Raw genomic sequence first — 23,684 nt, 5'->3', positions numbered from 1 at the left:
CTGCTGTGACCGCTTGTCCACAGGAGCGACGTGGCGGCTCGGTTGTCCACAGGTAGGGGCTTTGGGGATTGTTCATGACCACTCTGTGTGTCTGTGAAAAGTGTTGCAGCACAACGGGATTGGTTCGCTACCGAGTGGGAGCGCTGTCGGTGGCACCGGTTAGTGTTCTCGTATGGAGGCAAGCCCGGGGCTCGAGCAGCGACGCGAACACATCGCGGCTGCCAGGGAGCTGCTGACCGGGATCGCGGACTCGCTCTGGCAGGTCCCGGGCAGCGGTGGGCTCGGTGAGCTGCTCGGTGAGGTCGATGCCCTCAGCGCGTCATGCGACGCGGCGAGGGTCGCCATCGTCAGCGAGGCCATCGAGCGAGGGGACGCCTCCGGAGGTGCCGCGGCGATGACGGTGACGCAGTGGGTCCGGCACCATGCGCCGTCGACGCGTGCAGGGGGTGCAGGACAGCTCGTCGCTGTTGCTGTCGCCTTCGCCAAGCCGTGCAACCAGCCGATCAAGGAGGCCGTGGACGCTGGACGACTCCCCGTCCGTTCGGCCGCGGTGGTGGTGGCAGAGGCGGACCGTCTGCGACCTGCCCTGGCCGATGGTGCCGAGCCCCACGTGCTGGAGGGCCTGATCGACATGGCCGCGGAGCACGGGCCGCGCGGCTGCCGCCTGGTACGCCCGGCCCTGCTGGCGAGGTACGGCCAGGACGGTGAGCTCCAGCTGCAGCAGGACGTCGCCCGGCGGTTCGTCGCCTTGTCGCAGCCCGTGGAGGACGGCACCGGGACGGCGGAGTACCGGCTCGTGCTCGACGTCGCCGGCAAGGCCGTGCTCGAGGCGGCACTCGGACCCCTGTCCTCACCCAGGCCCGTCGACGGGGAACGCGATCTGCGCGGGTCGGACCAGAGGCGGGGCGAGGCGCTCCTGGCGTTGGTGGGTCGAGCGGTCGCCGCGGGCGAGGGGGTGGGACCCCACACGAAGACCCAGCTGATCGTGACCATGGACTGGGACGCCCTGGCCAGCGGAGTTCGCGGCGCCGGCGTCGTGATCGGCGGTCCGGAGTCGGGGACGATGCTGGCGCCGGGGACGGTGCGCCGCCTCGCCTGCAACGCCTCCGTGGTCCCGTTGGTGCTGGGATCGGCGGGGGAGGTGCTCGACCAGGGTCGGGCAGTGCGCTTCTTCACCCCGGCCCAGACGCGGCGACTGTGGCTGAGAGACGGCGGCTGCACCTATCCCGGGTGCTCGATGCCGCCCCACTGGACGGATGCCCATCACCTGCTGCACTGGGCCGACTTCGGGTCGTCCGACCTGGGCAACGCCGCGCTGTTGTGCGAGCGGCACCACACGACCGTGCACAGCCGGCGCCTGGCCGGGCGCGTGGTCCGTGACGATGCCGGTGAGTGGGTGGAGTGGGACCTGGTGCTCGGCAGCTATGACCAGCTGTTGGCGCAGCGCGCCGCGCAGGAGCCGGCGTGACCCCGCCCCGGACCCTGCCCCTGACCGGGCGGGGCCTCAGCCGTGCCAAGGCCCCGCCGACGCCGGGGACGAGCCGAGGGCTGGGACCGGACGAGCGGGCCCGGGCCGCGCGGCATACGGTTGAAGCATGGAATTCCGATACCTCGGCAACAGTGGTCTCAAGATCTCAGAGATCACCTACGGCAACTGGCTCACCCACGGCTCGCAGGTCGAGAACGACGTCGCCACGCAGTGCGTGCGCGCGGCTCTCGACGCGGGCATCAGCACGTTCGACACCGCCGACGTCTACGCCAACACCAAGGCGGAGACCGTCCTCGGCGACGCCCTCAAGGGCGAGCGGCGCGAGAGCCTGGAGATCTTCACCAAGGTCTACTGGCCGACCGGTCCCGGTGGGAAGAACGACACCGGCCTGTCCCGCAAGCACATCATGGAGTCGATCAACGGCTCGCTGCAGCGACTGCAGACCGACTACGTCGACCTCTACCAGGCGCACCGGTACGACACCGAGACGCCGCTCGAGGAGACGATGACGGCGTTCGCCGACGTCGTCCGCCAGGGCAAGGCGCTCTACATCGGCGTCAGCGAGTGGACCGCCGACCAAATCCGCGAGGGTGTGAAGCTCGCGAAGGAGCTCAACATCCAGCTCATCTCGAGCCAGCCCCAGTACTCGATGCTCTGGCGCGTCATCGAGGACGAGGTCGTCCCCACGAGCAAGGAGCTCGGGGTCAGCCAGATCGTCTGGAGCCCCATCGCCCAGGGCGTGCTCACCGGCAAGTACCAGCCCGGCCAGAAGCCGCCGGAGGGTTCGCGCGCCGCTGACGAGAAGGGCGGCGCGGACATGATCAAGCGGTTCATGAACGACGACGTGCTCACCCGCGTCCAGAAGCTCAAGCCCATCGCCGACGAGGCGGGCCTGTCGATGGCCCAGCTCGCCGTCGCCTGGGTCCTCCAGAACGACAACGTGGCCGCCGCACTCGTCGGCGCCTCGCGCCCCGAGCAGGTGCACGAGAACGTCAAGGCAGCCGGCGTGAAGCTCGAGGCCGGTCAGCTCAAGGCCATCGACGACGCCCTCGGCGACATCGTCGAGCGTGACGCCGCCAAGACCAAGGAGACCGCGCCCCAGTCGCGCGTCGCCTGAGTCCCCGGCTCAGCACCACAACTGCTCAGCACCACGACGCAGGTATGCCGCGGGGCGGCCGGTTCACGACGAACCGGTCGCCCCGCGGTCGTCCGGGAGCGGGCCGTCACCGGGTGAAGCAGGGACCCGACCCGAGCTGCCGCAGGCCCTCGAGGTCGCCCTTGCCGAACTGTGTCCGACCCTGGTCGCTCTCGTACATGATCTGGCTCTTCGCAGGGACGTGATCCAGCCCGACGAGGTGACCCAGCTCGTGCATCGCGATCGAACGGGCGTTCGCCCACCCGTCACCGCTGGTCAGGATGTCGTTGAAGGCCGGCCCGTCGAAGTCCACGATCCCGCTGACGTAGTGCCGGTCCTGGGCGCCGACGGAGCTGGCCTCATCCGGTCCGGCCAGCCCGACGACCGTGCCCTTCAGCCGCGGCACCACGCCGGGGTCGGTCCACGAGACGAGCACCGGGGACCAGCGGTTGCCGTACCTCGCCTGGTCCACCGTCGGCCGGTCCTCCGACGGCCGCTCGTCCGTCGGTCCCTCGATCACGAACTGCAGCCCCGTCGCGAGGCTCACCTGGCTCGCAGCCTCGGTCAGCAGACGGTCGGCGCCGGGCGGAGCGGACGCCGCGTTGACCACGAGGTGGATGGGGCGGCACGGGTCCCACGCCACGGGACGGCTCGCGTCGTCGCTGACACGGTTGAGGAAGGCGTAGTCGGTCGACGCCGATCGCTGGACCGGCGGGCGGCCCAGCGGCGTGTTCTTCGCGTCAGCCGGCACCGGTGGCCACAGGACCGCAGAACCGGTGGCGTCATCGCCGCCGCCCAGGGGCATGCCTGACACCGGGGCGGCCGCGGGCAGCCCGCTGCTGCCGTGGGTGACACCCGGGGTGGATGCCCCGGAGGAGTACCTGCCCAGCAGGGCGGGGATGCCCAGCAGCACGACCCCCACGATCACGATGGTCACCAGCAGCGACACCGCGGTCCTGGGGCCTTCGCCACCGCTCTGCCGACGAGGTCGCTTCGGGGATCTCGGGCCTCTGGGAGAACCGCTCCACTCTGCGACGACCGTGGTCGCGGGGGAGGCGTAGGCACCCGAGGGGCCGGGGGAGAGAAGGGCAAGCTGCTCAGGCCACTCGGTCGTGTCGCGACGGCGCCGTGGACGGGGCCGACCCGCCTGCACGTCGGCCAGACACCAGAGACACACCGGTGTGGGGTCCGTCCCGAGCTGGCCGGCCCGTTCGCCCGCGAGGAGCGGCTCGCCGCAGGCGCACTGCGTCGGCCGTGCGACGTGGATCATCTCCACGGGTTCGTCGGTCCCCACTGCCCCTGCCCCCACATCCCTGCCGAACTCGTCGCCAGATCGTAGGTCGACGAAGGTGGGCCGCGCCGGGAATCGGGACAAGTCGAACCGGTGGTTCACAGTGCCCCCTACGAGGACCGCCGGGATCACCATGAAACCCCACCTTTCGGTTGAACTTGAACCGAAGGACGCACACCGAGCTCGACGAGGCGGCACCATCGCGGCCGTGGGAAGTCCAGGGGGCAGTGCCGACGAGCACGCGAAGCAGCTGATCGACGAAGCCGGCAAGTGGGCGGCCGGCGCCGAAGGTGAGCGGAGAGTCGCCGCTGCCCTGGAGTCCTTGCCGTCCGGCTGGACGGTCGTTCACGACCGGCTGCTGCGGCCGGGCCGCTCGGAGGCCAACCTCGACCACATCGCAGTGGGGCCGACCGGGATCTTCCTCATCGATGCCAAGAACCGCGCGGGGCGCGTGACGGAGCACGAGGGCGGTCTGTTCCAGCATCGGGTGCGTGAGGGACGCACCGAGACGGTGAGCCTCGCGGCAGAGCTGAAGAAGGTCCACGGCATGGCGGCCTACATGGCTGCCGAGGCGGACCGGCCGGTGACGCCCGTCCTCTGCCTGGCAGGATCACGTGCCGCGGAGTTCGGCGAACCTCGCATGGTGCGTGGTGTCTGGGTGGTGCCCGTCACGGCGTTGGCCGGGTGGCTGAGGGCTCGCCCCGCGGTCATGACGTCGGAGGATGTGCCCTCGGTGGCGACCCGGGTCATCACCGACTTCCCTTCGACCACGACTGATCCCACCCTTCTTGCCGCGATGGCTGCCGCAGCCACGAGTGGAAAGGCCCAGGCCCGTCACTCGACCCGCACACCGCGGCCTGTGCGTCCTGGACCAGCACGGTCGCTGCCGACACGACAGCCCCGCCGGGTCCCGAGGTTCGTGCGAAAGCTGGTCCGGTTGACCCTCGGCCTGCTGGTGCTTGCTGCGTCCGTCCTCTTCCTGGCCAAGCTTCCCGCCATCCTCACTGCGGGAGTGGAACGTCTGGCAGGCTCCGGCAACCCGCCTGCAGCAACAGCCGGGCCCGCAGGGACTGCCCCTGACGCATCCGTCGCCACTGCGAAGTCGAGTCAGCCCAAGGCCACCAAGCCAGGTGCAGCCACGCCCAAGCCCGCGAAGCCCAGCTCCTCCAAGCCCAAGGCCGCACCGAAGCCGCTCGGGCCTCCGGACTGCGCCAACGCGTCGGCCGCCGAGGTCAAGGCCGTCATCCACCGGACGGTTCATCCAGTGGTGACGAGCCAGGGATGTGCATGGGGAACGCGGCTTGACGACCCCTCGACGGTGCTGGTCACCATCAATGTCTTCTCGTCGCATGAGGCCTGGGACACCAACCTGGCAACATCAGCAAAGCAGAAGAGGGTCGTGTTCTCTGGTGGCTACGACGCGGCCTACCGGCCCGCCACGACCGTTACGGTCGCTGCTGGGCAACCCATCCTCCAAGGATCGAAACCTGTCCGTGCGCGCTCTGACATCGTCGTGAAAGTGGCGACCGACAAGCTGGGTATCTCGGACGATCGGGCCCGAGCGATGGCCGTGGCCATCGCCGCCAGGGCGAACGGCTGACCTTGCCCGAGTGGCACCCGAGGGTGTGGCGCGGAGGTGGCTCCGCGGCATACCCGTGGATCGGGGACGGTCAGCGGGCGGAACGGATGATGGCGGCGACGTCGCCGACCGGACCGAGGTGGGCGAGCTTGTCCGGGTTGACGATCGAGCGGATCCCGACGATCTGACCGCCGCTGAACTCGAGGGACCAGACGCCCAGGACCCGCTGCTGGTCGTCGACGTAGATCGCGCCGGGTTCTCCGTTGACCTCGACCGGACGCATCGACACCTGCGGGAAACGGGCGAGCGCGTGCAGCCAGTTCGTCAGGGTGTGGGCGACGCGGCTGCGACCGCGCTGCGACCTGGCCAGGGCGGGGACCTTCCCACCACCGTCACCGGTGAGCTCGACGTCGTGGGCGAGCAGGGCCTCCAGGCCGGCGAGGTCACCGCTCCCGGCCGCGGCGAAGAACCGGCGAGCCAGGTCGTCGTGCTGCCTGCGGGTCGTCCGGAAGCGAGGCCGAGCGTCCCGGACGTGTCGACGGGCCCGACTGGTGAGCTGGCGCACGTTGACCTCGGTCGTGCCCACGATGTCGGCGACCTCCGGGTACCCGTAGCCGAAGACGTCGTGCAGCAGCAGGGCTGCTCGTTGCTCGGGGGAGAGCGTCTCGAGCAGCACGAGCATCGCCAGCGACAGGGCGTCGGCGGTCTCCGCCACGACCGCCGGGTCGTCACGACCGCCCGTGACGAGCGGCTCGGGGAGCCACTCGCCGACGTACCGTTCGCGGCGCACCCGAGCCGACCGCAGCTCGTTGATCGCGAGCCTCGTGGTGACCGTGGCGACGAAGGCGCGCGGTGACGTGATCTCCTCGCCGGCCTCCAGCGACTGGTGCACCTTGAGCAGCGACTCCTGCACGACGTCCTCGGCCTCGGAGACGCTGCCGAGCATCCGGTAGGCGATGCCGAACGAGGTCGGCCGCAGCTCGTCGAGCAGAGCCTCCCGGGCGGCGGCATCGTCGGCGGACGTCATGCGCGCGTCCTCTCGAGACCCGCCACCTCGGCGAACCCCTCACGCCAGCTCGAGTGTGCCGGCTGCCAGCCGAGCTCGTTCCTGGCCTTGGCGTTCGAGGCTCCCCGCAGCTCGGTCATCATCGCCACCCCGAGCTCGCCGGTGACGAGCCGCCCGACGAAGCGCGGGACGCGCATCGGCGGTCGCGCCCCCAGGGTCCGCGCCAGCGCGGGCAACCACTCGCGCACCGGAGCCGGCTCGTCGTCGACGATGTTGTACACGCCGGCTCGACCGCGGACGATGGCGGCCACGGTCGCCTCCGCCGCGTCCGCGACGTGGATGAACGACCAGACCCCGCCTCCGTCACCGACCACCGGGAACTTGCGTCCGCGCACGGCCTGGGTCTGCTCGCCGCCGGGTCCGAGCGAGGTCCCGGGGCCGTAGAAACCGCCGTACCGCAACACGATCCCGGTCGTCCACGACGCCGCGAGCACGGCCTCCTCGACGTGTCTGATCGCCGCAACCGTCTCGCGCATCTCCGTGGCCGCGCCCACGCCGAACGAGTCCTCCTCGGTCTTGACCGGGCCACCGACGCGTTCGTAGGCCGCGAAGAAGCTCTGCGCGACGAACCGCTCCACGCCCACGGCCCGGCCTGCCGCCAGCAGGTGGTCGGTGCCCTCGGTACGCAGCCGGTTGGTCATCGAGAAGGCCCGGTCGAAGTGCCGCAGGTCCATCGCGCCGATCGAGGTCAGCTGGTGCACGATCACGTCGGGCTGGATCCGTCCGACGGCATCGGCGACCTGTTCGGCGTCGAGCGCGTCGGCAACCACCGGTTCGGCGCCCAGCCGACGGACCAGCTCCTGCTTCGACGTGCTGTGGGTCATGCCGTGGACCTCGTGGCCTGCTCCGACCAGCAGCGGCACCAGCTGCCGCCCGATCGCGCCGGTGGCCCCTGCGACGAACACCTTCATCCTGCTCACTCCCTCGTGGATCGCTTCCTGTACCCACTCAGACAGGACAGCAGGTGCCGTTGTGACAAGGCGGCCCGTCCCCGCCTCACTTGTGGGGGAGGGTCCGCGCGAACTCCACGGTCCGGTCGACCCACTCGCCCAGCTGCTCGTCGGTGGCGTACCCCGCCTCGGCCACCCGCAACCAGCCCCGCATCGGCGTGCCGCGCATCTCGAACGGGGTCACCACCACGCCGTCGAGGAGGGCGTCCGAGTCGTCGGGATCCAGCCGGGCCATGAGCCCACCGCTGCCACTCACGGCGACCGACATGTTGCCGTTCACCAGGAACGCCAACCCCCCGAACATCTTCTTCTCCGTCACGTCCAGCTCGCCCACCACCAGGTCGCGGATGCGCTGGGCGACGCCTTCGTCGTATGCCATGCCGACCATGGTGTCACCCGGGCCACGGTGGCAGCAGCACAGTTCCGACGTCCACGGGGGCCGAATGGTGCTGTTCTCCACCGTTCGACGGAGGCGGACCCCACGCCACGGGTCCACGATCGGTGCATGGCCCAGGTGAACCAGATCGCAGCGACACAGACGTGGGTGGTGGACGACGGTCCGTCCTGCGTCGATCCCCTCGAGGGGCACCCCGGCTCGTTCGTGCAGGCCTGTGCCGCGCTGACCGACGCCGAGCTCACCGAGCTCTGCCGGTACTGGGAGTCGCGGGCCGACCTTGCCGAGGAGGACATCGACCGCTGGTGGTGCTGGACGGTCGTGCGGTTCGGACGGCGGCTGCTCGCCAGCCGCGAGGAGGTGCGGCAGCGCCCGCGCCAGTGGTTCTGACCTGACCGTGCGGTCCCGGACCGGTGGGTGTCCTAGAGCTGCATCGCGGCCGCCACGACCCGGTCGACGGCGGACGACTCGCCGCCGAGCACCAACGGGGTGAGTCGGGCGACCACGTCCGCGGCCTCACGGTGGATGGCCCGGACCAGCTCGTTCGTGCCGGCGACCGCGGAGACCAGCACGACGCGTGAGTCGGGGACGCCGACGAGCGGGACGAACCGGTAGCCACCCTGCCCGTAGAGGCGGGCCACGGACGCAGGCGCCACGGCCAGGCCGAACCCGGACTCCACGCGGTCACGCGTCTGCAGCGGCCCGTCGGCTCCCGGGCCGCGACGCTCCACCTCGAGGTCGTTCGTCATGGACGTGAGGCTCCAGTGCCGCACGATCTGCGGGTGGACGGTCTCGGTCATCCGGACGTGGGCGCACGAGACGACGTCGTCGAGCGTGAGCTCAGGAGCCCGACTCTCCTCGAAGGTCGAGGGCACCCCCACCCCCATGGGCTCGGACAGCAGCTCGGTGACGACGGCCTCCGCGACGGGGAACGGCTCCCGGGTGATGAGCAGGTCGACTTCGGCGAGGATGCCGGGATGCCACTCCTGCATGCTCAGCGGCCGCAGGTGGAAGTCGACGCCGGGAAAGCGCCGACCGAGCTCGACGAGCAGGGGGCGGGTCAGCTCCAGCGCCCCTCCCGGCATGATCGCCAGCTCGACCTCACCGGAGAACGCGGCGAGCTGGGCAGAACGTCGCGCTGCGCGGGCCGCGTCGAGCATCCGCTGGGCCGGGCCGAGGAGTGCCTGGCCCGCGGGCGTGAGCTCGATCGACCGTTGCCCACGGGCGAAGACGGGGACACCGAGCGTCAGCTCGAGCTCGTGGATCCGGGCGGACACGGCGGGTTGGCTCAGGTACAGGTGGTCCGCCGCGCGCCGGAACCCCTTGTGCTCGACCACGGCGAGAAAGGCCTCGAGGTGCCTGAGCTCCATGACGTGACCCCCGCCCGTGACCGAGCCCGTGACCGAGCCCGTGACCGCGCCCGTGCTCGCGCCCACCCATGGTCACGCCGCCACCCGACCCTCGGCAAGGGAAATCGCGAAATGCGCCTTCGGCCCGCGGGTCGGCGCGAGGGACGAGGTCCGGACCACGCGGCCTTGCCGCCCGCCCCCCACCTTCGGGCCGCGACCCCTGGATCTCCGCACTGGTCCACCGTGACCGCGTCCCTCGACGCCGACAGCGACCAAGATACGACCGGTTCGGGCCGTCGTCCCGCCCCGACGGTGCCCGGGTGATCAGCGTTCCTGATCACCCGGGCACCCGGGTGGGGAACCTCCTCAGCGGCTGGTGACGACCAGGACGTGGCTCCCGGGCTTGGTGGGGACGGTGACCTCGAGGCCCCGGTGGGTGGCCCGGGTGGTCCACCTGTCCAGGCGGTGCCCGTCGAGCGTGACGGTCGCGACCCGGGCACCCTGCGGCAGGGTGTGGCCGACCCAGACCTTCGTCGCGCCGACCGAGCGCGGGACGTCGAGGGTGGTCGTGTAGCGGGAGCCGGTCACCGACGTCGCCACGTCGGCGAACCCACCACCGAGCCGCAGGTGCTTCACCGACGCCGAGGGCTGCCCGGTGGGCACCTGTGGCACGACGACGAGCCGGCCGCTGCCGAGGTCCGGCTGGACGCCCAGCCACTGGTGGACGACTGCCCACGCAGTGCCGTAGTTGCCCCAGGCCTGCATGAACATCGAGCGGCAGGTCCAGCAGCGGTCGATGTTGGCGCCCTGGTCCGGCGAGGGGAAGATCTCCGGCATGGCGCCGGGTTGCTCGTCCGGGGTGCCGCCCGTCGCTGGTTCGGCGAACATCGGGTCGGCCAACGCGTGCGTGTAGCGCTGCTGCTGACCCGCGCCGAGCCGACCGTAGTTGCCCTCACCGATCGACTGGATCGAGGTCGTGAGCCCGAAGACGATCTTCTCGCCGAGACCGTTCGCGCCACCACCGCACGCGGTGTGGAACAGGCCCGTCGAGAGGGGAGCGGTGCCGCTGTAGCAGTCGTTCTCCCGCCCGGCGAGGGCCGCGGTGCCGTGGGCGTATGGCGCCAGCCCGGCCACCGTGCGCCCGTTCACCGTGAGCTCGGCCTCCATCGGCGTCTGGCCGATCCAGTGCTTCTGGAAGGACTGCTGGTCGCCGGGGTCCACGAGGGAGTCGGCGTACTGGGACGCCGCGGCATACCACCACGTCGTGTCGAACCGGTCGTGGATCCGTCGGGCGAGCTTGCTGGCCCACGCGTAGGTCGTGCCGTCGTGCCTGGACTTCGCGAGGTCCGCGAGGTCGTAGAGCCCGCGGATGTAGTAGACGGTGTTGTCGAGCTTCTCCGGCCCCATGCCGCCGCGCTCGACGTTGCCGAGCCCCTCGGGCCAGCCGTCGTGGTCGGCGTCGAGCTGGTTGGTGACGTACTTGAGGTTGCGGACCGAGAAGTCGTACATCTCGTCGCGGAAGGCGTTGTCGCCGGTCCAGCGCCACAGCAGCGCGACGGTGCTGGGGAACTTCACGGTCTCGTCCGTGTTGAAGTTGTAGGCCGTGGTGCCGTCCGGGTTGGTCGAGCGTGAGTCCTGCCCGAACCAGATCGACCCGTCCGAGACGACCTCGTGGGTCACGACGCCGGACCTCTTGTTGAGCAGGTCGGAGATGTCGCGCAGGGCCCTCAGGTGGCCCTTGATGGCCTCGAACTGGCCCACCGAGACCGAGGCGAAGGCGGTGTACTCCGCGTCGGTGCCGAAGATCCACGGGTAGTCCGGGAAGCCGGCTCCGATCCAGGTCGCCTTGGGGACGGTGCCTGCCGGGGCGGGGAACTGCTTGCCCTGGTTGGTCCACCGCACCTGCAGGTTGGTCGCGTTCTGGGTGAGGTCGGCGATGTTCTGCTTGCCCCACTCGACGGCGTCCTGGACGAGCGGGTCGCCGGGGAGCGAGAGCTGGGTCATCTGCGACAGGGCTGCCCTGCTCGCCTGCTTCTTCGCCAGAGCTGCTGCCGGGTCGGTGAGGGCCTTGGCGAGCTCGCCGCGCGCGGTGGCCAACCCCTGGTCGGAGCCGGCGACGGCGAGCCAGACGGTCGTCGAGCCGCCCGCCGGGAGCTTCAGCGAGTAGGTGAGACGACCACCGGTGCCGCGGCCGAAGGGACCGTCGTCGCAGGCCGAGGGCTTGGGGTCGGCCGGGGCGCCGGGCTCGGTGCCGGTGCAGCGGTGCCCGGCCTGGGCGCCGTGGAACTGGTCACCCACCTGTCCTGTGGTGGGCGTGACGGCGGTCCCGACGAGGGCGGCGTAGTGGTGGGTGGGCGCGCCGGGGAGGGCGCCGTCGTCGGTGAAGACGAGGTTCTTGCCGTCGTAGGACCCCTTGTCGGGGAGGTTGTCGCTGGCGTTCGGCGTCACCCCGTCGAAGCCCCACGGGTACTGGCCCATCAGCTCGGAGTGGGCGTCGACCGACAGGGTGGTCGAGCGGGCCGCGCCGGGGTTGGTGACGGTGAGGCCGAAGAGCGCTCCGCGGACTCCGTCCGGGACGAAGTCGGTGCGCCGGACCTGGAGCCCCGCGGTGTCGGGGAGGTCGTAGCGGGTGTAGCCGCGGCCGCTGGTGAACTTCGTGGCCTGGCCGACCCACTGGCCGTCCAGCCCGAACCACACGCCGTCGACGAGCTTGAGCGGTGGCGTCCAGACGCCGCCCATCTCGCCGGTGATGTGCCAGCCGTTGGCATAGAACCGGCCGTCCTCGAAACCGATCGAGTAGGCGCGGGTGCCGGCCGAGACCTCCCGCCGGTCGGCCAGCCTGGTGCTGACCGACAGCTCGGTGGGGGAGCCCGTTGCCGGGCCGGCCGTGCCGGTGGTGGAGCCGGCTCCCGCCGCGGTGGCGGCGGCCGTGCGTCCGGGTGCTGCGACCGCGGGCAGCGACGCCGCCACGACGGTCGTTCCGAGGGCCACCGTGCACGCGGCGGCCATGAGTGATCGAGACATCGTCGTCCTCCGACCCAGTGGGGGAGCGGCGCCGGTCGGCGTCCTCTGGGTGGTCTGGACCGAGTCGTCCACGGGTCTTTCGGACGGCTTTGTCCGGACCGTCGGAACGTACACCCGGGTCACACCGGCGGCAACGCGGACGACAGGCGCCAAGGCGCCCGGGCGTCCGCTCAGCCGCGCGGGGTGACGCTGACCCGGGGGAGACGCACCGAGATCGTGGACAGGCTGACCCGCAGCGACCCGAGGTGGGCCAGGTGACGGCACACGATGATCGTCACGAGGGCGGGCACCACGCCGGACACGAGCAGGGCCACGCGGGCGCCATACGTCTCGGCCATCCAGCCCACGACGGGACCACCCACGGCACCGGAACCGATGAAGACGAGCATGTAGAGGCCGACGACGCGCCCCCGCAGGTGGGGAACGGTCGCGAGCTGGACCAGGGACTGGGCCTTCGTGAGGAACCCGAGGTTCGCGGCGCCCACCAGCACGAGCAGCAGGGTGAAGAGCAGCTGCTGGGGGGCGGCCGCGGCGAGGAGCATGGCGCAGGCGAGGGCCCACGCGGCATACCCGACGGTGCGCAGCCGGAGCGGTCGCTGCCGCCGGGCCGTCGTGAGGGCGCCACCCATGGCACCGAGCGCCACCATGGCGTTGAGCAGGCCGAGTCCGCTTGCGCCGGTGTGGAACTCGTTCTTGGCGAAGGCGGCGAGGGTGACGGGCAGGCTGATCGTGAAGAAGCCGAACGCGCCGGCCATGACGATCGGCCACAGCACCGTCGACGTCTGCAGGGCGTAGGTGAGGCCGGCACGCGCCTGCGGAGCCGGCGCGACGGGGCCGTCGGTGTTCGTCGCGGGGGAGAAGGACCTGCGGGCGGGCGTCCCGCGCATCAGGGAGAGCGCGACGACGGGCGCGACGAAGGTCAGGGCGTTCACGGCGAACGCGTAGCCCGCCCCCAGGGTGCTCATCAGGACCCCGCCGATCACCGGGCCGGTCATCGCGCCGATCTGGAACGTGCACGACACGAGGCTGATCGCGTTGGGCAGCTGCGGTCCCTGGACGACCTCGCTCACGAACGACTGCCGGGTCGGGTTGTCCACGGCCGCGATGACGCCGAGCACGAACGCCAGGGCGAAGACGTGCCACACCTGCACGACGCCCGTCAGCGTGAGCACCGCGAGGACCGCAGCCGTCAGCGACATCGACACCTGGGTGGCGAGCAGGAGGGTGCGCTTGGGCAGCCGGTCGGCGAGGAGCCCGCCGTGCAGGCCGAGCAGGATCGTCGGCGCGAACTGGAACGCGGTCACGATGCCGACGGCGGTCGGGCTGTCCGTGATGGTCAGGACCAGCCAGTCCTGGGCGATGCGCTGGATCCAGCCACCCGTGCCGGAGACGAGGAGTCCGGAGAGCAGGAGGCGGAAGTTGCGGTTCTCCAACGATGGGAAGGTTCGCGAAAAGCCCTGCGGGAGAGTGAGTTTGGGGAAGTGGACTGGGGCGGAGGCGGCGGAGCTCATGTCGTCCTGGCGGGAGTTGCGTTCGGGTGGCGTCGTGGGTGGGCGAAGTGGCTGTTCAAGTGTGCTCCCTGCGACGGGGCCCCCGCGATATTCTGGGACAGAATCAGTCGTATAAGTGCCATTGCGAATCGCAATGACAGATCGATTGCCCCGAGGAGTGCTGACCCGTGTACGACCCAGAACAGCTGCGCACCTTCCTCGCCGTGGCCCAGCACCTCAGCTTCACCCGCGCCGCCGAGTCCCTGGGGATCCGGCAGCCGACCGTCAGCCAGCACGTCCGTCGCCTCGAGGAGGCGGTGGGTCGACCGTTGTTCCTGCGTGACACCCGCAGCGTCACCCTGACCTCCGACGGCGAGGCGATGGCCGGTTTCGCGCGCGAGATCCTGGCCGCCCAGCAGCGCGCCGTCGGCTACTTCACGGGGTCCCACCTCGCCGGTCGCCTGCGGTTCGGCGTGACCGACGACCTCGCGCTGACGCCGTTGCCGAGGATCCTGCGCGACTTCCGCCAGCTCTACCCGCGCATCGACCTCGAGCTCGCCGTCCTGCAGAACGACAGCCTGATCCGGCGCATCGAGTCCGGCCACCTCGACGTCGCGTTCGTCAAGCGCAGCCCGGGTACCCCGACCCCCACGCGCGGCCAGGTGGTGCGCCGCGACCACCTGGTGTGGGTCGGCACCGACGGCACCCGCCTGGACCCGGAGCAGCCGGTGCCGCTCGTCGTCTACCAGGCCCCGAGCCTGTCCCGTGCGGTCAGCGTCCAGGCGCTCGAGAAGGCCGGGCGCCGGAGCCGGATCACCTGCACGGTCCGCGGGGTCAACGGGGTCCTCGCCGCGGTCCGTGCCGGCCTCGGCATCGCCGTGATGGCCCGCACGCTCACGCCCGCCGACCTCGTCGAGCTGCCGCCGAGCCTGGGGCTGCCCAAGCTTCCCCACCTCGACCTCGTCCTGCTCACCACCAGGACGGCCCCGGCCGAGCCGGCCAAGGCGCTGACCTCCGCGATCCTCGCCAGCGGCGCTCCGCTGGGGCCGGTCACCGGCCCCTGACGGTCACCGTCGCTGCGACGCCCACGCCAACCGGATGGCCTCGCGTATGGCGCCGGCGTCGCCGTCCAGCTGTGCCTGCACCTTGCGGTGCGCCTCCCACCTCGGCGGGACGCCGAACGTGGTCGGGTGCGCCTCGAGGAGCTGTTCACGGTCCCCCGGGTCCACGCGGACGAGCAGGGTCCCGGGCTCGTCCTGGCGCACGACGAGGCGGTCGTCGACGTACCAGGCGACCCTGCCGGGGTGACCTTTGCGCTTGCACCCGGCCAGCGAGGTCGCGTAGTCGTCCACCTCGTCCAGGGTCATCGCCATCGATCCCTCCTCACGCGGCCGACGCTAGCCCGACGCCTCGCCCGTGTCATAGGGGCATCCACCCGACCCGAGCCTGGCGAGCCCGGCGCGGTCGCCGGCGGCGAACTCGTAGACGCCGTGGTGGGCGCTCGGGGCCATCACCTGGGAGGTGTTGTCCACGTGGTTCAGGCCGACGAGGTGTCCCACCTCGTGCATGACGATCGCCCGAGCCAGCGCGTGGCCGTCAGGACCGCGCAGCACCTGGGCCATGGCGGGGGAGTCGAACGTGACGACACCGCCGATGTACTTCGCCCGGTCCATCGAGTCGCCGTACCAGTAGATGGGGCCGCCCAGGCCGATGGTCGAACCCTTGAGTTTCGGCATCACGTCCGGTGTCGTCCACGCCACGAGCACGGGTGCGCGTGAGCCCCCGGGGCGACCGAGGGCCAGCTCTCGCTGGGTCTGTTGCGGGTCCGGCTCCTCAGTGGTGGGACCGACGACCTCGAGGGTCAGTCCCGAGGCAGCGTTGACGCGCTCGACGGCCTCGGCGAGGAGGACGTCGGCTCCCTGTGGGGCGAAGCGGCTGTTGACCACCAACCGGATGTGCAGGCACGGGTCCCACGTGACCGGGACACCGCCGGCGGTCTCGCGCATGAACGCATAGGCCCGGGGGTCGTCCGCGGCTGGCCGCGGGCCCTGGCCGATCAGCCTGGCAAGGGGCGACCCGCCGCCGGTCACCGAGGCGATCCCGACGATGATCGACAGGGCGAAGCCGCAGGCCACCGCCACGGCCTTGAGAGGGCTGGCATCGCTGCGCCGGGCAGGTCGACGTGGCCCGTGGGGGTCGAGGTAGATGACGCTCACGCCGGACAGTGTCGGTGACCAGATGGTGCGGTGTGGGCGGATTCGGGGTGATCCGACCGACCGGACCGGTCAGCGCACCCCGAACAGCCGGGTGGTCGCGGCCCAGGTCGTGGCCAGCGTGCGACCCGGGAGCAGGCCGCCGCGGCCGTTGCCCGCGTAGACCAGCGTGCCGTTGGTGCCTGTGCGGGCCAGCAGGTCGGGGACGCCGTCGCCCGTGAGGTCGCCGGTCGACAGGATCGCCGCGTGCCCGCCCCAGCCACGGCTGACGACCTGCCCGGGACGGTAACCCGTGCCGGTCGTGCCGGCCCCGGTCCCGAGGTACAGGTAGAGCAGCCCGGTGTTGGAGCGGCCGATGAGGTCGGGCTTCCCGTCCTTGTTCACGTCACCCGGGGTGGCGATGTCGGTGAAGATCTGCCAGCCGGTGCCGATCTTCCGGGCCGTGCTCGCGAAGCCTCCGACGCCGTTGCCCGTGAGCAGCCAGAGCTCGCCGTTGGTCTTGCGGGCCAACAGGTCCGGCCTGCCGTCGCCGGTCCAGTCGCCGGGGGCGACGAGGAGGGTGCTCGGCTTGAACCCGCTGCCGACGAGGACCCTTCCGGCCAACATGCCGCCGCGACCGTTGCCGCGGTAGAGCCACAGGTCGCCGGTCCCGGTCAACGCCAGGACGTCGGAGAACCGGTCGCCGTTCCAGTCGCCGGGGGACAGCACCTGGGCGAAACCGCCCCACCCCGCGCCGATCTTCACGGCCTTGCCGACGGTGCTGCCGAGGACGGGGTAGAGCATGAGGTCGCCGGCCCTGGTCCGGCCGAGGACGTCGCCCCGGCCGTCGGCGTTGAAGCCGCCGCGCGCGGGGACCGAGAGCGCCAGCGCCTTGGTGTAGCTCAGGCCCGACAGGGCCCGCCAGTCGTTGGCCGACACCACGCCGGTCACCTTGACCTGGGCGGCCTTCTGGAACGAGGACACCCCGGTGGTGGTCTTGGCGCCGAAGGCGCCGTCCGCCGTCCCCACCGCGTAGCCCCGACGGTTGAGCTCGAGCTGCAGGTCGCGGACCGGCCAGCCGGTGGCGCCGGCGGCGAGCGTGAGCTTGCCGTACGCGTCATACAGCTTGCTCGTCTGGACCGGGGCCGGGGTGGGGTTGGAGACGGGCGCCGAGGCCGAGGCGTAGCTCGTGGCCTTGCTGCGGATCGTGTCCATCTTGGGGTAGAGGTACTTGCCGGGGCACAGCGTGTAGGACGTGTTCTGGTGGGCGTGGACCGTCGGCAGGGTGACGGTGACACCGGCGGCGTACTTCGCCCCGGTGCCACCCTGGGAGGTCAGCTGCGTGGTGGCGCTGGGGCTCACGCCGTACTGGGAGAGTTTCCACCCGGCGACCTTGGCGAGCGAGTCGACCATCGCCGAGGGTGCGCTCGTGGTCTCGTAGTTGCCGATCGCCGCGATGCCCATGGTGTTGGTGTTGAAGCCCATCGAGTGGGCGCCGCGGACCGGTTCGGTGATCGACCCGGCGCGCCCCTCGTAGACCCGACCCCACTTGTCGACGAGGAAGTTGTAGGCGATGTCGGCCCACCCCAGGCCCTGCGTGTCGTACGCGTAGATGCCACGCACCTGCGCGGCGGCCGTCTCGGGCGTGTAGTCGTTGGTGCCCGCCGTGTGGTGGATGGTGATCGCCTTGATGGTGCTGCTCAACGTCTTGCTGCCGCGCAGTCGCTCGTCGGCCCCCCACTGGGCGCGGGTGATGATCGTCGGCTGGGCCGCGGCGGCGGACGCCGAGGCGGCAGGGGCCTTCGGCGTGAGGTCGTCGTCCGCGGGGGAGGAGCCCGGGTCGATGGTCGTGACCTCGAGGTCGGGCAGCGACCGGCCCCGCGGGGTGTCGACGCGGACCTGGATGCCGTTGCCGCCCTCGCTGACGATGGGGGTGGTGCCCAGCCTGGCCCCGACCGCCTCGGCGGTGCCGGGCTCCGGGCCGTCGTCGGGGACGGGGAGGACGTCCCAGGCCGTCCAGCCCGAGGCCTCCCTGACGCGCACCTGGACGGTGACGTCGTCAGCGGTCAGGTCGGTGCCGGCCGCCCACGAGATCCCGGCCACCGTGAAGTGCGGCCGGGCCTGCTCGGCGGTGAGGACGGTGGTGACCCGTGCGGCCTGGCTGGTGGCGACCGACCGGGCCGCGTCCGAGGTGACGGTCCGTGCGGACGCCTGGCCGGTGGCCAGGGCACGGCCCGCCTTCGCCTCGCGGCGGGCGGCCCCGGCGTCGATGCCGGAGATGGGGGTGCTCACGACCTTGGGGGCCACGGGGTGGGGGGTGTCGGCGGCGGCGAACGAGACGGTCGGGAGAGCGACGAAGGCGGGGGTGAGGGCAACGGCGAGGGCAGCAGAGATCAGTCGCATCAGGGAAGTCCGGGGGGTCAGCAGGGGCGGGTGTGACGACAGTGAAGAGTGGCACCGCGGCTCCGTGCGACAGGGACTAGAACAAAAAGATGAGCCATTCGGACGACCCGTGACCGGCGTGTCCGGTGCCTCGCCCGGCGTGGCGCGTATGCCGCGGGTCAGGTTCCGCTGGGTCCGCTGCTCCGGGTGCGACCCCCCGGGGTCCGACCTAGGGTCGAGTGGTGAGTGGCAGCGCGGTTCCCTCGACGCACCCGGCACGAGCGGTCCGCGAGGCCCTCGACGCGGTGCGCTCTGCACCGACCATCCTGGAAGGCCTGCGGCTGGCGGCCGACGTGGCCACGGCGTCCGCCGACGACCACGCGGGTTCGTCCCGGCAGGAGCTCCGGAGGGCGGCCGACGACGCCGGCGACGCCGTCGTCGCGCTCGCTGCCGTGCACGCGCTCGCTGCCCTCCCGGTGGCCGACGGGGCACACCTGGTGCGGATGCTGGGGTCGGGCGACCCGTTCCGCGTCGAGCACGCCGCCTGGGCGCTGCGCCGTGCTGCCCCGGTGCCGGCCGCCGTGCCCTCGCTGGTCGACCTCGTGTCCGCGGGTGGCGTCACCGGCATGCTGGCCCAGCGGACCCTGGAGGTGTGGGCCGCAGCGTCGCCCGGGCTCGTCCTGGCCTCCCTCGTGTCCGCCCTCGACCGCGCCCCGCTGGAGCCCGACCCGACCGTCCCGCCGCTCGACGACCGGGCTCGCACCTGGCTCGTCGAGACCATCGACCTGGTCCCCGGTGAGGCTGCGCGGTCGGTGCTGCTCCGTGTGGTGGACGACGAGAGCGAGTCCGCGTCGACGCGGGCAGCGGCGACCGCCGCGCTGGCCGACCGGTTCACGGCCCGCCCGAGGCGGGGGCCCGGGCCGCGTACCCATGGCTCCGCTCACGCGCTCCGCACCGGATCGCACCCGTCCGTGCCCTCGACCGTGACCGGGTTGACGGTGGCCCAGCTGTTCCTGCACGCCGACATCGACGGGGAGCTCAGCAGCGCCGGCAAGGGCGACACCGGAGGCATCGCCACCCTGCTCGTCCACCTCGGCAACGCCCTGCTCGAGTCCGACAGCGTCGAACGCGTCCTGACCATCTCGCGGGGGCGCCCGGACGGCGACCTCGTGCCGTCCGACCTCGCCGCACCGGGGCACCACTACGCCCAGGTGCCGTTGTGGGGCCCGCCGGTGGGGATGGGGCAGGCCTGGATGCACCGGGTCGCCGTGCGTCGCGGGGTCCGTCAGCTGCTGCTCGCGGCGGGTCGGGTCGACGTGATCCACCTGCGGATGGCCGACGTCGGGTCCCTGGCAGCGGCCGAGGCGGCGAACGAGCTCGGCGTACCGGTGGTCTTCACCGTGGCTCCCGACCCGCATGCCCTGCTGGCATCCCGGGAGGCCTCCGGTGAGCTGACGCGGGCGTCGTTCGGCGTCGCTGACGCCACCGAGCACCTCGCCTTCCGCGACCACCTCGTCCGTGGCCTCGCGCGGGCGGCTGCGCAGCTCGTGCTGTTCCCCCGACCCGAGCTCCGCCGCGACAGCCGTGCCCTGCTCGGACTCGACCTGGACGTCGAGGCGCACCGGGCCACGGTCGTGCCCGAAGGCATCGACTTCAGGGCCGTGGAGCATGCCGGTGCGGCACTCAAGCGGGGTGCCACGCCCACCCGCCCCGGCCCCACGGCCGGCTCCACCGGCCCCACGGGCGGCTCCATCGTCACCGCGGGAGGTGACGCCGGCGGTGGCCCCACCGGGGCGGCGCTCGCGGAGCTGGATGCGTTGCTCGTGCAGCTCCCTGCCGCCCGACGCGGGCTGCCCCTGCTCGTCACAGTCGGCCGGCTCAACCGCGTCAAGGGCATGGCCACGCTCGTCGAGACGTGGCACGCCGACCCTGCCCTCAGGGCCCGCAGCAACCTGCTGGTCGTGGGAGGAGACCTCGACGACCCCTCCGCGGAGGAGGCCGCGGAGCTGGCCCGGATCGAGGCCGTCGTCCCGCGTGCCGCAGCTGTGCGGCACGGCCTGCTCCTGCCTGGCCACCGCCCCCATGCCACCGTGGCTGCATGGCTCGCGGCGACCCGGCACGGACGGGGCTCGCTGGCGGCCCCCGCAGGGGTGTACGTGTCGGCGAGCCTCAAGGAGGAGTTCGGTCTGGCCATCCTCGAGGCGATGGCGGCCTCCCTCGTCGTGGTCGCCCCCGACGGGGGCGGCCCCGCGACCTACGTCGAGGACGGCGTCACAGGGTTCCTGACCGACACCGGGTCACCCGCCGCGCTCGCCGCGGCGATCGGCCGCGCCCTGGAGCTGGCCGCGTCCCCGGAGGCTGCCCTGCAGCAGCGCCGGGCCCTGACGACCCTGCGCGACCGGTTCAGCATCACCACCATGGCGGACGCCCTGGCCTGCGTGTACACCGGTGCGAGCGGCGTGGCCGAGCTCGCGCCGGACGACGCCCACCAGGTGCCCCCTACGGGGGAGGCATCGTGACCCTGCTGGTCATCAGCCCCGACTATGCCTCGCACCTCTACCCGCTCGCGACCCTCGCCACAGCCTGGGCGGAAGAGGGGGAGCGGGTGGTGGTCGCCACCGGACCCGCGACGGAGGCGATCGTCCGCGGGTTCGGCTTCGAGCGCGCCCACCTCCAGCTCGGACGCGGTTCGAACCCCGGCGTCATCCGTGCCGAGGAGCAGCCGTCCGGTGAGGACGACGCCCTGCGCGGGTTCTTCGACGCCACCCGTCGCGGGGCGTTGGAGACCCTGGAGTTCCAGGCCCGGGCCCGGGGCGACGACCTCCTCTGGTCGCCGGTCCCGGTCGGCCGCGCGGTGGTCGACGTCGTGGACCACGTGCGCCCGGACACCGTCCTCGTCGACCACCTCGCCTTCTCGGCCCGGCTGGCGCTCACGGCGGCCGGGGTGCCGCACGGCGACGTGGTGCTGGGGCATCCGACCGCCCTGCCCGTGGGCGACGAGGTGTACGGCTGCCCGACGGTGTTCCCGCAGGCCTTCGACGTCGACCCGGGCCGGCTCGGACTCCTGCGCACTCTCTGCGAGGACGTCCGCGACGCCTTCACCCGTGAGTGGAACACCGCCGTCCGTGCTCTCTCCGCCGACGGGTCGCCACCCGAGGTGGTGGATGCGTTCGCCGTCACCGGGGACGTTCTCCTCCTCAACTACCCGGCGGAGCTCCACGACCCCGCCCGCACCTCGCTCCTGCCTGCGCACGAGTTCCTGGGGTCGGCGGTCCGGGCCGAGCCCGAGGACGAGCAGGTGCGCGAGTGGCTCGCCTCCAGCCGACAGCCGGTGGTCTACGTCAGCCTCGGCAGCTTCCTGTCGGTGCGTGGCGACGTCCTCGCCCGGGTCGTCGAGGCCCTGCGTGGCCTCGACGTGCGGGTGGCCCTGGCCCACGGGTCGACCCCGGCGCAGGCGCTCGGGGAGCTCCCGGCGTCGTGGCTGGTCCGTGAGGTCCTGCCGCAGGTCACGCTCCTCGCCGAGGCGGCGCTCGCGGTCACCCACGGGGGCAACAACAGCGTCACCGAGTCACTGTCGGCGGGGGTGCCCATGCTCGTGCTGCCGTTGTCGACCGACCAGTTCTCTGGAGCAGCGGCGCTCGAATCGGCAGGCATGGCAACGGTGCTCGCACCGAACACCGCTACTCCGGCCGAGCTGCGGACTGCCGTGGAGCAGCTGCTCGGCTCGACGGAGACCACGCTGCGCGTCCGCTCGCTGGCGAGCAGGCTGCATACCTCCTCGGGGGCGCACCGCGCCCGCCAGGCGCTCACCGGGGTGGCCGGTGCGACCCGGTGACCCCCGTGGCAGGGTGGACACGACCCCGCCCCAGTCGGCCCGGACGCACGTGCCGGGCTGGCGCCGACCGTAGGAGGACCCTTGATCTTCATCACCGCGAAGTTCCCCGTGAAGCCCGAGCACGCCGACCAGTGGCCGGAGCTGAGCCGGGCGTTCACGCAGGCCTGCCGCGCCGAGGAGGGCTGCCTCTGGTTCGACTGGTCGCGCAGCCTCGACGACCCGAACGAGTACGTCCTCGTCGAGGCGTTCCGCGACGACGAGGCGGGCGCGGCGCACGTGCAGTCCGACCACTTCAAGGCTGCGACGAGCGAGCTCCCGGCCTACCTGTCGGCCACGCCGCGCATCGTCAACACGACGATCGAGGGGACCGGCTGGTCCGAGCTCGGTGAGATGGCCGTCACGGACTGACGACCCGGCGCCCGTCATGGGGTGCGCCCGCTGGACTCAGCTGGTGAGCCAGGACTCCTCGGTGCCCAGGCCCTGGAGCTCGGCGTCGAGCTGGCCGATGGCGCGGACGGCGAGCAGGCGGTTGACCAGCAGGTCGGCCGAGGCGGCCACGCGAGCGGTGTGCTCGGGGGTGCCGACGGCTGCACGGTGTGCCCGGGGCTGGAAGGTTGCGCTGTCGTTGTCCACGAGCGGGACGTTATTGATGCGTGACCTGTGCACGGACACCAACGCCCCGGGACTGGGCCGAACGGACGACCAACCTCCCCGGAAGGGACGAGTCGGACCGCCTTCCCGACCCCCGACCCTGTGGACAACTCGCCGGCCCCCTGTCCGTGGCGCGGCACCATCTCGTCATGAGCTACCACGACCTGCCCGACGACATCCGCACCCGGCCGCTGCATGAAGCCGGCCTCCAGGGCGACGTGATCGACCTCGTCCTCGGCATCGAGGAGCGCCGCAGCGGTGCGGTCGCCCTGATGGTGTGCGACGAGGACGACCGCGGCCTGCAGCCCCTCGTGCTCAGCGACCTCCCCGAGGACGCCTCGGTGGCGGACCTGGTCCGCCTGCTCGACCTCCTCCTGCCCCTGGTGGGGGAGGCGGGCGGGGCGATCCTCGTCGGGCGGGGGCGCCGGCGCGGGCTGCTGCCCAGCGACCTCGACCGCGCGTGGCACCAGGCCACGATCGACGCCTGCGCCCGGTATGGCGTCCGCCTCCTCGGCTTCCACCTCGCGTCCCCGTACGGCGTGGCCGCCCTCCCGCCGCCGCTGCGCGAGGCGTCCTGACCGGTCCTCTCCGGCCGAATCCACCCGGCCGGAGAAACCCCACCGCGGGGCGGGCGGTCCGAACTAGTCTGGCGCCATGTACGAGTACAAGGTGGTCCAGGTCCGCGAAGGCCTCATCGGCGGGAAGATGTCGGCCGACAAGCTGGAGAAGGTGCTCAACGAGTGGGCCGCCAAGGGGTGGCAGATGAAGTCGGTGACCGCCGTCGAGGTGAAGGGCCGGATCGGGCCGGGGGCTACCGAGGGCGTGCTCGTGACGTTCGAGCGCCAGACCGCCTGAGC

General features: G+C 71.9%; 21 protein-coding genes. 10 read left to right on the top strand and 11 right to left on the bottom strand.

The genetic code is table 11. The features are described from left to right. The first annotated feature begins 172 nt into the window (after positions 1-172). On the top strand, positions 173-1,468 hold the full coding sequence (locus ASD62_RS04955) for an HNH endonuclease signature motif containing protein (RefSeq protein ID WP_056915009.1): 1,296 nt from the start codon (positions 173-175) through the stop codon (positions 1,466-1,468). Positions 1,469-1,595: 127 nt separating this feature from the next. Beyond that, positions 1,596-2,606 (top strand): aldo/keto reductase family protein, encoded by a 1,011-nt coding sequence (locus ASD62_RS04950; RefSeq protein WP_056915008.1) that lies wholly within the window; start codon positions 1,596-1,598, stop codon positions 2,604-2,606. A 106-nt stretch (positions 2,607-2,712) separates the two neighbouring features. Here ASD62_RS04950 and ASD62_RS20285 read toward each other — a convergent pair whose 3' ends face one another. After that, positions 2,713-3,561, bottom strand: coding sequence for a matrixin family metalloprotease (locus ASD62_RS20285; RefSeq protein WP_235530630.1), 849 nt, complete (start codon positions 3,559-3,561; stop codon positions 2,713-2,715). A 487-nt stretch (positions 3,562-4,048) separates the two neighbouring features. Here ASD62_RS20285 and ASD62_RS04940 point away from each other — a divergent pair, with 487 nt between their 5' ends. Next, positions 4,049-5,515 carry a nuclease-related domain-containing protein gene (locus ASD62_RS04940; protein WP_082580578.1) on the top strand — a complete coding sequence of 489 codons (1,467 nt, stop codon included), beginning with the start codon at positions 4,049-4,051 and terminating at the stop codon, positions 5,513-5,515. Between the two features lie 70 nt (positions 5,516-5,585). On the opposite strand, the gene sigJ is transcribed toward ASD62_RS04940, so the two are convergent. The 3 genes from sigJ to ASD62_RS04925 all read right to left on the bottom strand — a co-directional run bounded on the left by sigJ (position 5,586) and on the right by ASD62_RS04925 (position 7,889). After that, the gene (gene sigJ, locus ASD62_RS04935) at positions 5,586-6,521 is read right to left on the bottom strand and encodes an RNA polymerase sigma factor SigJ (protein WP_056915005.1); all 936 of its coding nucleotides are present in this window, start codon (positions 6,519-6,521) and stop codon (positions 5,586-5,588) included. Further along, positions 6,518-7,471, bottom strand: a complete 954-nt coding sequence (locus tag ASD62_RS04930; protein WP_056915004.1) for an NAD(P)-dependent oxidoreductase — start codon at positions 7,469-7,471, stop codon at positions 6,518-6,520. Before ASD62_RS04930 ends, sigJ begins: the two co-directional genes overlap by 4 nt. 85 nt (positions 7,472-7,556) lie before the next feature. Further along, on the bottom strand, positions 7,557-7,889 hold the full coding sequence (locus ASD62_RS04925; protein WP_056917170.1) for a TfoX/Sxy family protein: 333 nt from the start codon (positions 7,887-7,889) through the stop codon (positions 7,557-7,559). Between the two features lie 126 nt (positions 7,890-8,015). On the opposite strand from ASD62_RS04925, the gene ASD62_RS04920 reads away from it, so the two are divergent. Continuing rightward, positions 8,016-8,294 (top strand): hypothetical protein, encoded by a 279-nt coding sequence (locus tag ASD62_RS04920; protein ID WP_056915003.1) that lies wholly within the window; start codon positions 8,016-8,018, stop codon positions 8,292-8,294. A 32-nt stretch (positions 8,295-8,326) separates the two neighbouring features. On the opposite strand, the gene ASD62_RS04915 is transcribed toward ASD62_RS04920, so the two are convergent. From ASD62_RS04915 to ASD62_RS04905, 3 genes are all read right to left on the bottom strand, one after another. Next, positions 8,327-9,274 (bottom strand): LysR family transcriptional regulator, encoded by a 948-nt coding sequence (locus ASD62_RS04915; RefSeq protein WP_157581342.1) that lies wholly within the window; start codon positions 9,272-9,274, stop codon positions 8,327-8,329. 345 nt (positions 9,275-9,619) lie between these two features. Further along, a complete protein-coding gene (locus ASD62_RS04910; protein ID WP_157581340.1) occupies positions 9,620-12,277 on the bottom strand; it encodes a glycogen debranching protein in 2,658 nt (885 codons plus the stop codon). Between the two features lie 170 nt (positions 12,278-12,447). Further along, positions 12,448-13,710 carry an MFS transporter gene (locus ASD62_RS04905; protein WP_162246803.1) on the bottom strand — a complete coding sequence of 421 codons (1,263 nt, stop codon included), beginning with the start codon at positions 13,708-13,710 and terminating at the stop codon, positions 12,448-12,450. A gap of 245 nt (positions 13,711-13,955) precedes the next feature. On the opposite strand from ASD62_RS04905, the gene ASD62_RS04900 reads away from it, so the two are divergent. After that, positions 13,956-14,831: a LysR family transcriptional regulator gene (locus tag ASD62_RS04900; RefSeq protein ID WP_056915000.1), complete on the top strand. Its 876-nt coding sequence runs from the start codon at positions 13,956-13,958 to the stop codon at positions 14,829-14,831. 3 nt (positions 14,832-14,834) lie between these two features. Here the strand turns inward: ASD62_RS04900 and ASD62_RS04895 are convergent, their stop codons facing one another. From ASD62_RS04895 to ASD62_RS04885, 3 genes are all read right to left on the bottom strand, one after another. After that, entirely contained in the window at positions 14,835-15,140 is a 306-nt protein-coding gene (locus ASD62_RS04895; RefSeq protein WP_235529039.1) for a hypothetical protein, read from the bottom strand. Positions 15,141-15,164: 24 nt separating this feature from the next. After that, the gene (locus tag ASD62_RS04890) at positions 15,165-15,983 is read right to left on the bottom strand and encodes a matrixin family metalloprotease (protein ID WP_056914999.1); all 819 of its coding nucleotides are present in this window, start codon (positions 15,981-15,983) and stop codon (positions 15,165-15,167) included. A gap of 69 nt (positions 15,984-16,052) precedes the next feature. Next, positions 16,053-18,362 (bottom strand): FG-GAP-like repeat-containing protein, encoded by a 2,310-nt coding sequence (locus tag ASD62_RS04885; RefSeq protein WP_056914998.1) that lies wholly within the window; start codon positions 18,360-18,362, stop codon positions 16,053-16,055. A gap of 221 nt (positions 18,363-18,583) precedes the next feature. Between ASD62_RS04885 and ASD62_RS04880 the strand changes: the two genes are divergently transcribed. The 3 genes from ASD62_RS04880 (at position 18,584) to ASD62_RS04870 (ending at position 22,584) form a co-directional block, all read left to right on the top strand. After that, positions 18,584-20,860: a glycosyltransferase gene (locus tag ASD62_RS04880; protein WP_056914997.1), complete on the top strand. Its 2,277-nt coding sequence runs from the start codon at positions 18,584-18,586 to the stop codon at positions 20,858-20,860. Next, positions 20,857-22,176, top strand: a complete 1,320-nt coding sequence (locus ASD62_RS04875) for a glycosyltransferase (RefSeq protein WP_056914996.1) — start codon at positions 20,857-20,859, stop codon at positions 22,174-22,176. Before ASD62_RS04880 ends, ASD62_RS04875 begins: the two co-directional genes overlap by 4 nt. Positions 22,177-22,257: 81 nt before the next feature. Continuing rightward, positions 22,258-22,584 (top strand): putative quinol monooxygenase, encoded by a 327-nt coding sequence (locus ASD62_RS04870; RefSeq protein ID WP_056914995.1) that lies wholly within the window; start codon positions 22,258-22,260, stop codon positions 22,582-22,584. 36 nt (positions 22,585-22,620) lie between these two features. On the opposite strand, the gene ASD62_RS04865 is transcribed toward ASD62_RS04870, so the two are convergent. Continuing rightward, complete coding sequence (locus ASD62_RS04865) at positions 22,621-22,809, bottom strand: hypothetical protein (RefSeq protein WP_056914994.1); 189 nt, start codon at positions 22,807-22,809, stop codon at positions 22,621-22,623. A gap of 167 nt (positions 22,810-22,976) precedes the next feature. On the opposite strand from ASD62_RS04865, the gene ASD62_RS04860 reads away from it, so the two are divergent. Together ASD62_RS04860 and ASD62_RS04855 are read left to right on the top strand one after the other, a co-directional pair. Next, positions 22,977-23,405 (top strand): hypothetical protein, encoded by a 429-nt coding sequence (locus ASD62_RS04860; protein ID WP_157581338.1) that lies wholly within the window; start codon positions 22,977-22,979, stop codon positions 23,403-23,405. Between the two features lie 76 nt (positions 23,406-23,481). Continuing rightward, the gene (locus tag ASD62_RS04855; protein WP_056914992.1) at positions 23,482-23,682 is read left to right on the top strand and encodes a DUF4177 domain-containing protein; all 201 of its coding nucleotides are present in this window, start codon (positions 23,482-23,484) and stop codon (positions 23,680-23,682) included. The last annotated feature ends 2 nt before the right edge of the window (positions 23,683-23,684 follow it).

This window comes from Phycicoccus sp. Root563 (assembly GCF_001427915.1).
Lineage (GTDB): Bacteria > Actinomycetota > Actinomycetes > Actinomycetales > Dermatophilaceae > Pedococcus.
Note: the sequence above shows the minus strand (reverse complement) of the source record. Positions and strands in the feature narration are given on the sequence as shown.

Coding starts and splice junctions, on each gene's coding strand:
- ASD62_RS04955 (WP_056915009.1), top strand. CDS start 173: ATGGAGGCAAGCCCGGGGCTCGAGCAGCGACGCGAACACATCGCGGCT.
- ASD62_RS04950 (WP_056915008.1), top strand. CDS start 1,596: ATGGAATTCCGATACCTCGGCAACAGTGGTCTCAAGATCTCAGAGATC.
- ASD62_RS04940 (WP_082580578.1), top strand. CDS start 4,049: ATGAAACCCCACCTTTCGGTTGAACTTGAACCGAAGGACGCACACCGA.
- sigJ (WP_056915005.1), bottom strand. CDS start 6,521: ATGACGTCCGCCGACGATGCCGCCGCCCGGGAGGCTCTGCTCGACGAG.
- ASD62_RS04930 (WP_056915004.1), bottom strand. CDS start 7,471: ATGAAGGTGTTCGTCGCAGGGGCCACCGGCGCGATCGGGCGGCAGCTG.
- ASD62_RS04925 (WP_056917170.1), bottom strand. CDS start 7,889: ATGGCATACGACGAAGGCGTCGCCCAGCGCATCCGCGACCTGGTGGTG.
- ASD62_RS04920 (WP_056915003.1), top strand. CDS start 8,016: ATGGCCCAGGTGAACCAGATCGCAGCGACACAGACGTGGGTGGTGGAC.
- ASD62_RS04915 (WP_157581342.1), bottom strand. CDS start 9,274: ATGGAGCTCAGGCACCTCGAGGCCTTTCTCGCCGTGGTCGAGCACAAG.
- ASD62_RS04910 (WP_157581340.1), bottom strand. CDS start 12,277: ATGTCTCGATCACTCATGGCCGCCGCGTGCACGGTGGCCCTCGGAACG.
- ASD62_RS04895 (WP_235529039.1), bottom strand. CDS start 15,140: ATGGCGATGACCCTGGACGAGGTGGACGACTACGCGACCTCGCTGGCC.
- ASD62_RS04885 (WP_056914998.1), bottom strand. CDS start 18,362: ATGCGACTGATCTCTGCTGCCCTCGCCGTTGCCCTCACCCCCGCCTTC.
- ASD62_RS04860 (WP_157581338.1), top strand. CDS start 22,977: ATGAGCTACCACGACCTGCCCGACGACATCCGCACCCGGCCGCTGCAT.
- ASD62_RS04855 (WP_056914992.1), top strand. CDS start 23,482: ATGTACGAGTACAAGGTGGTCCAGGTCCGCGAAGGCCTCATCGGCGGG.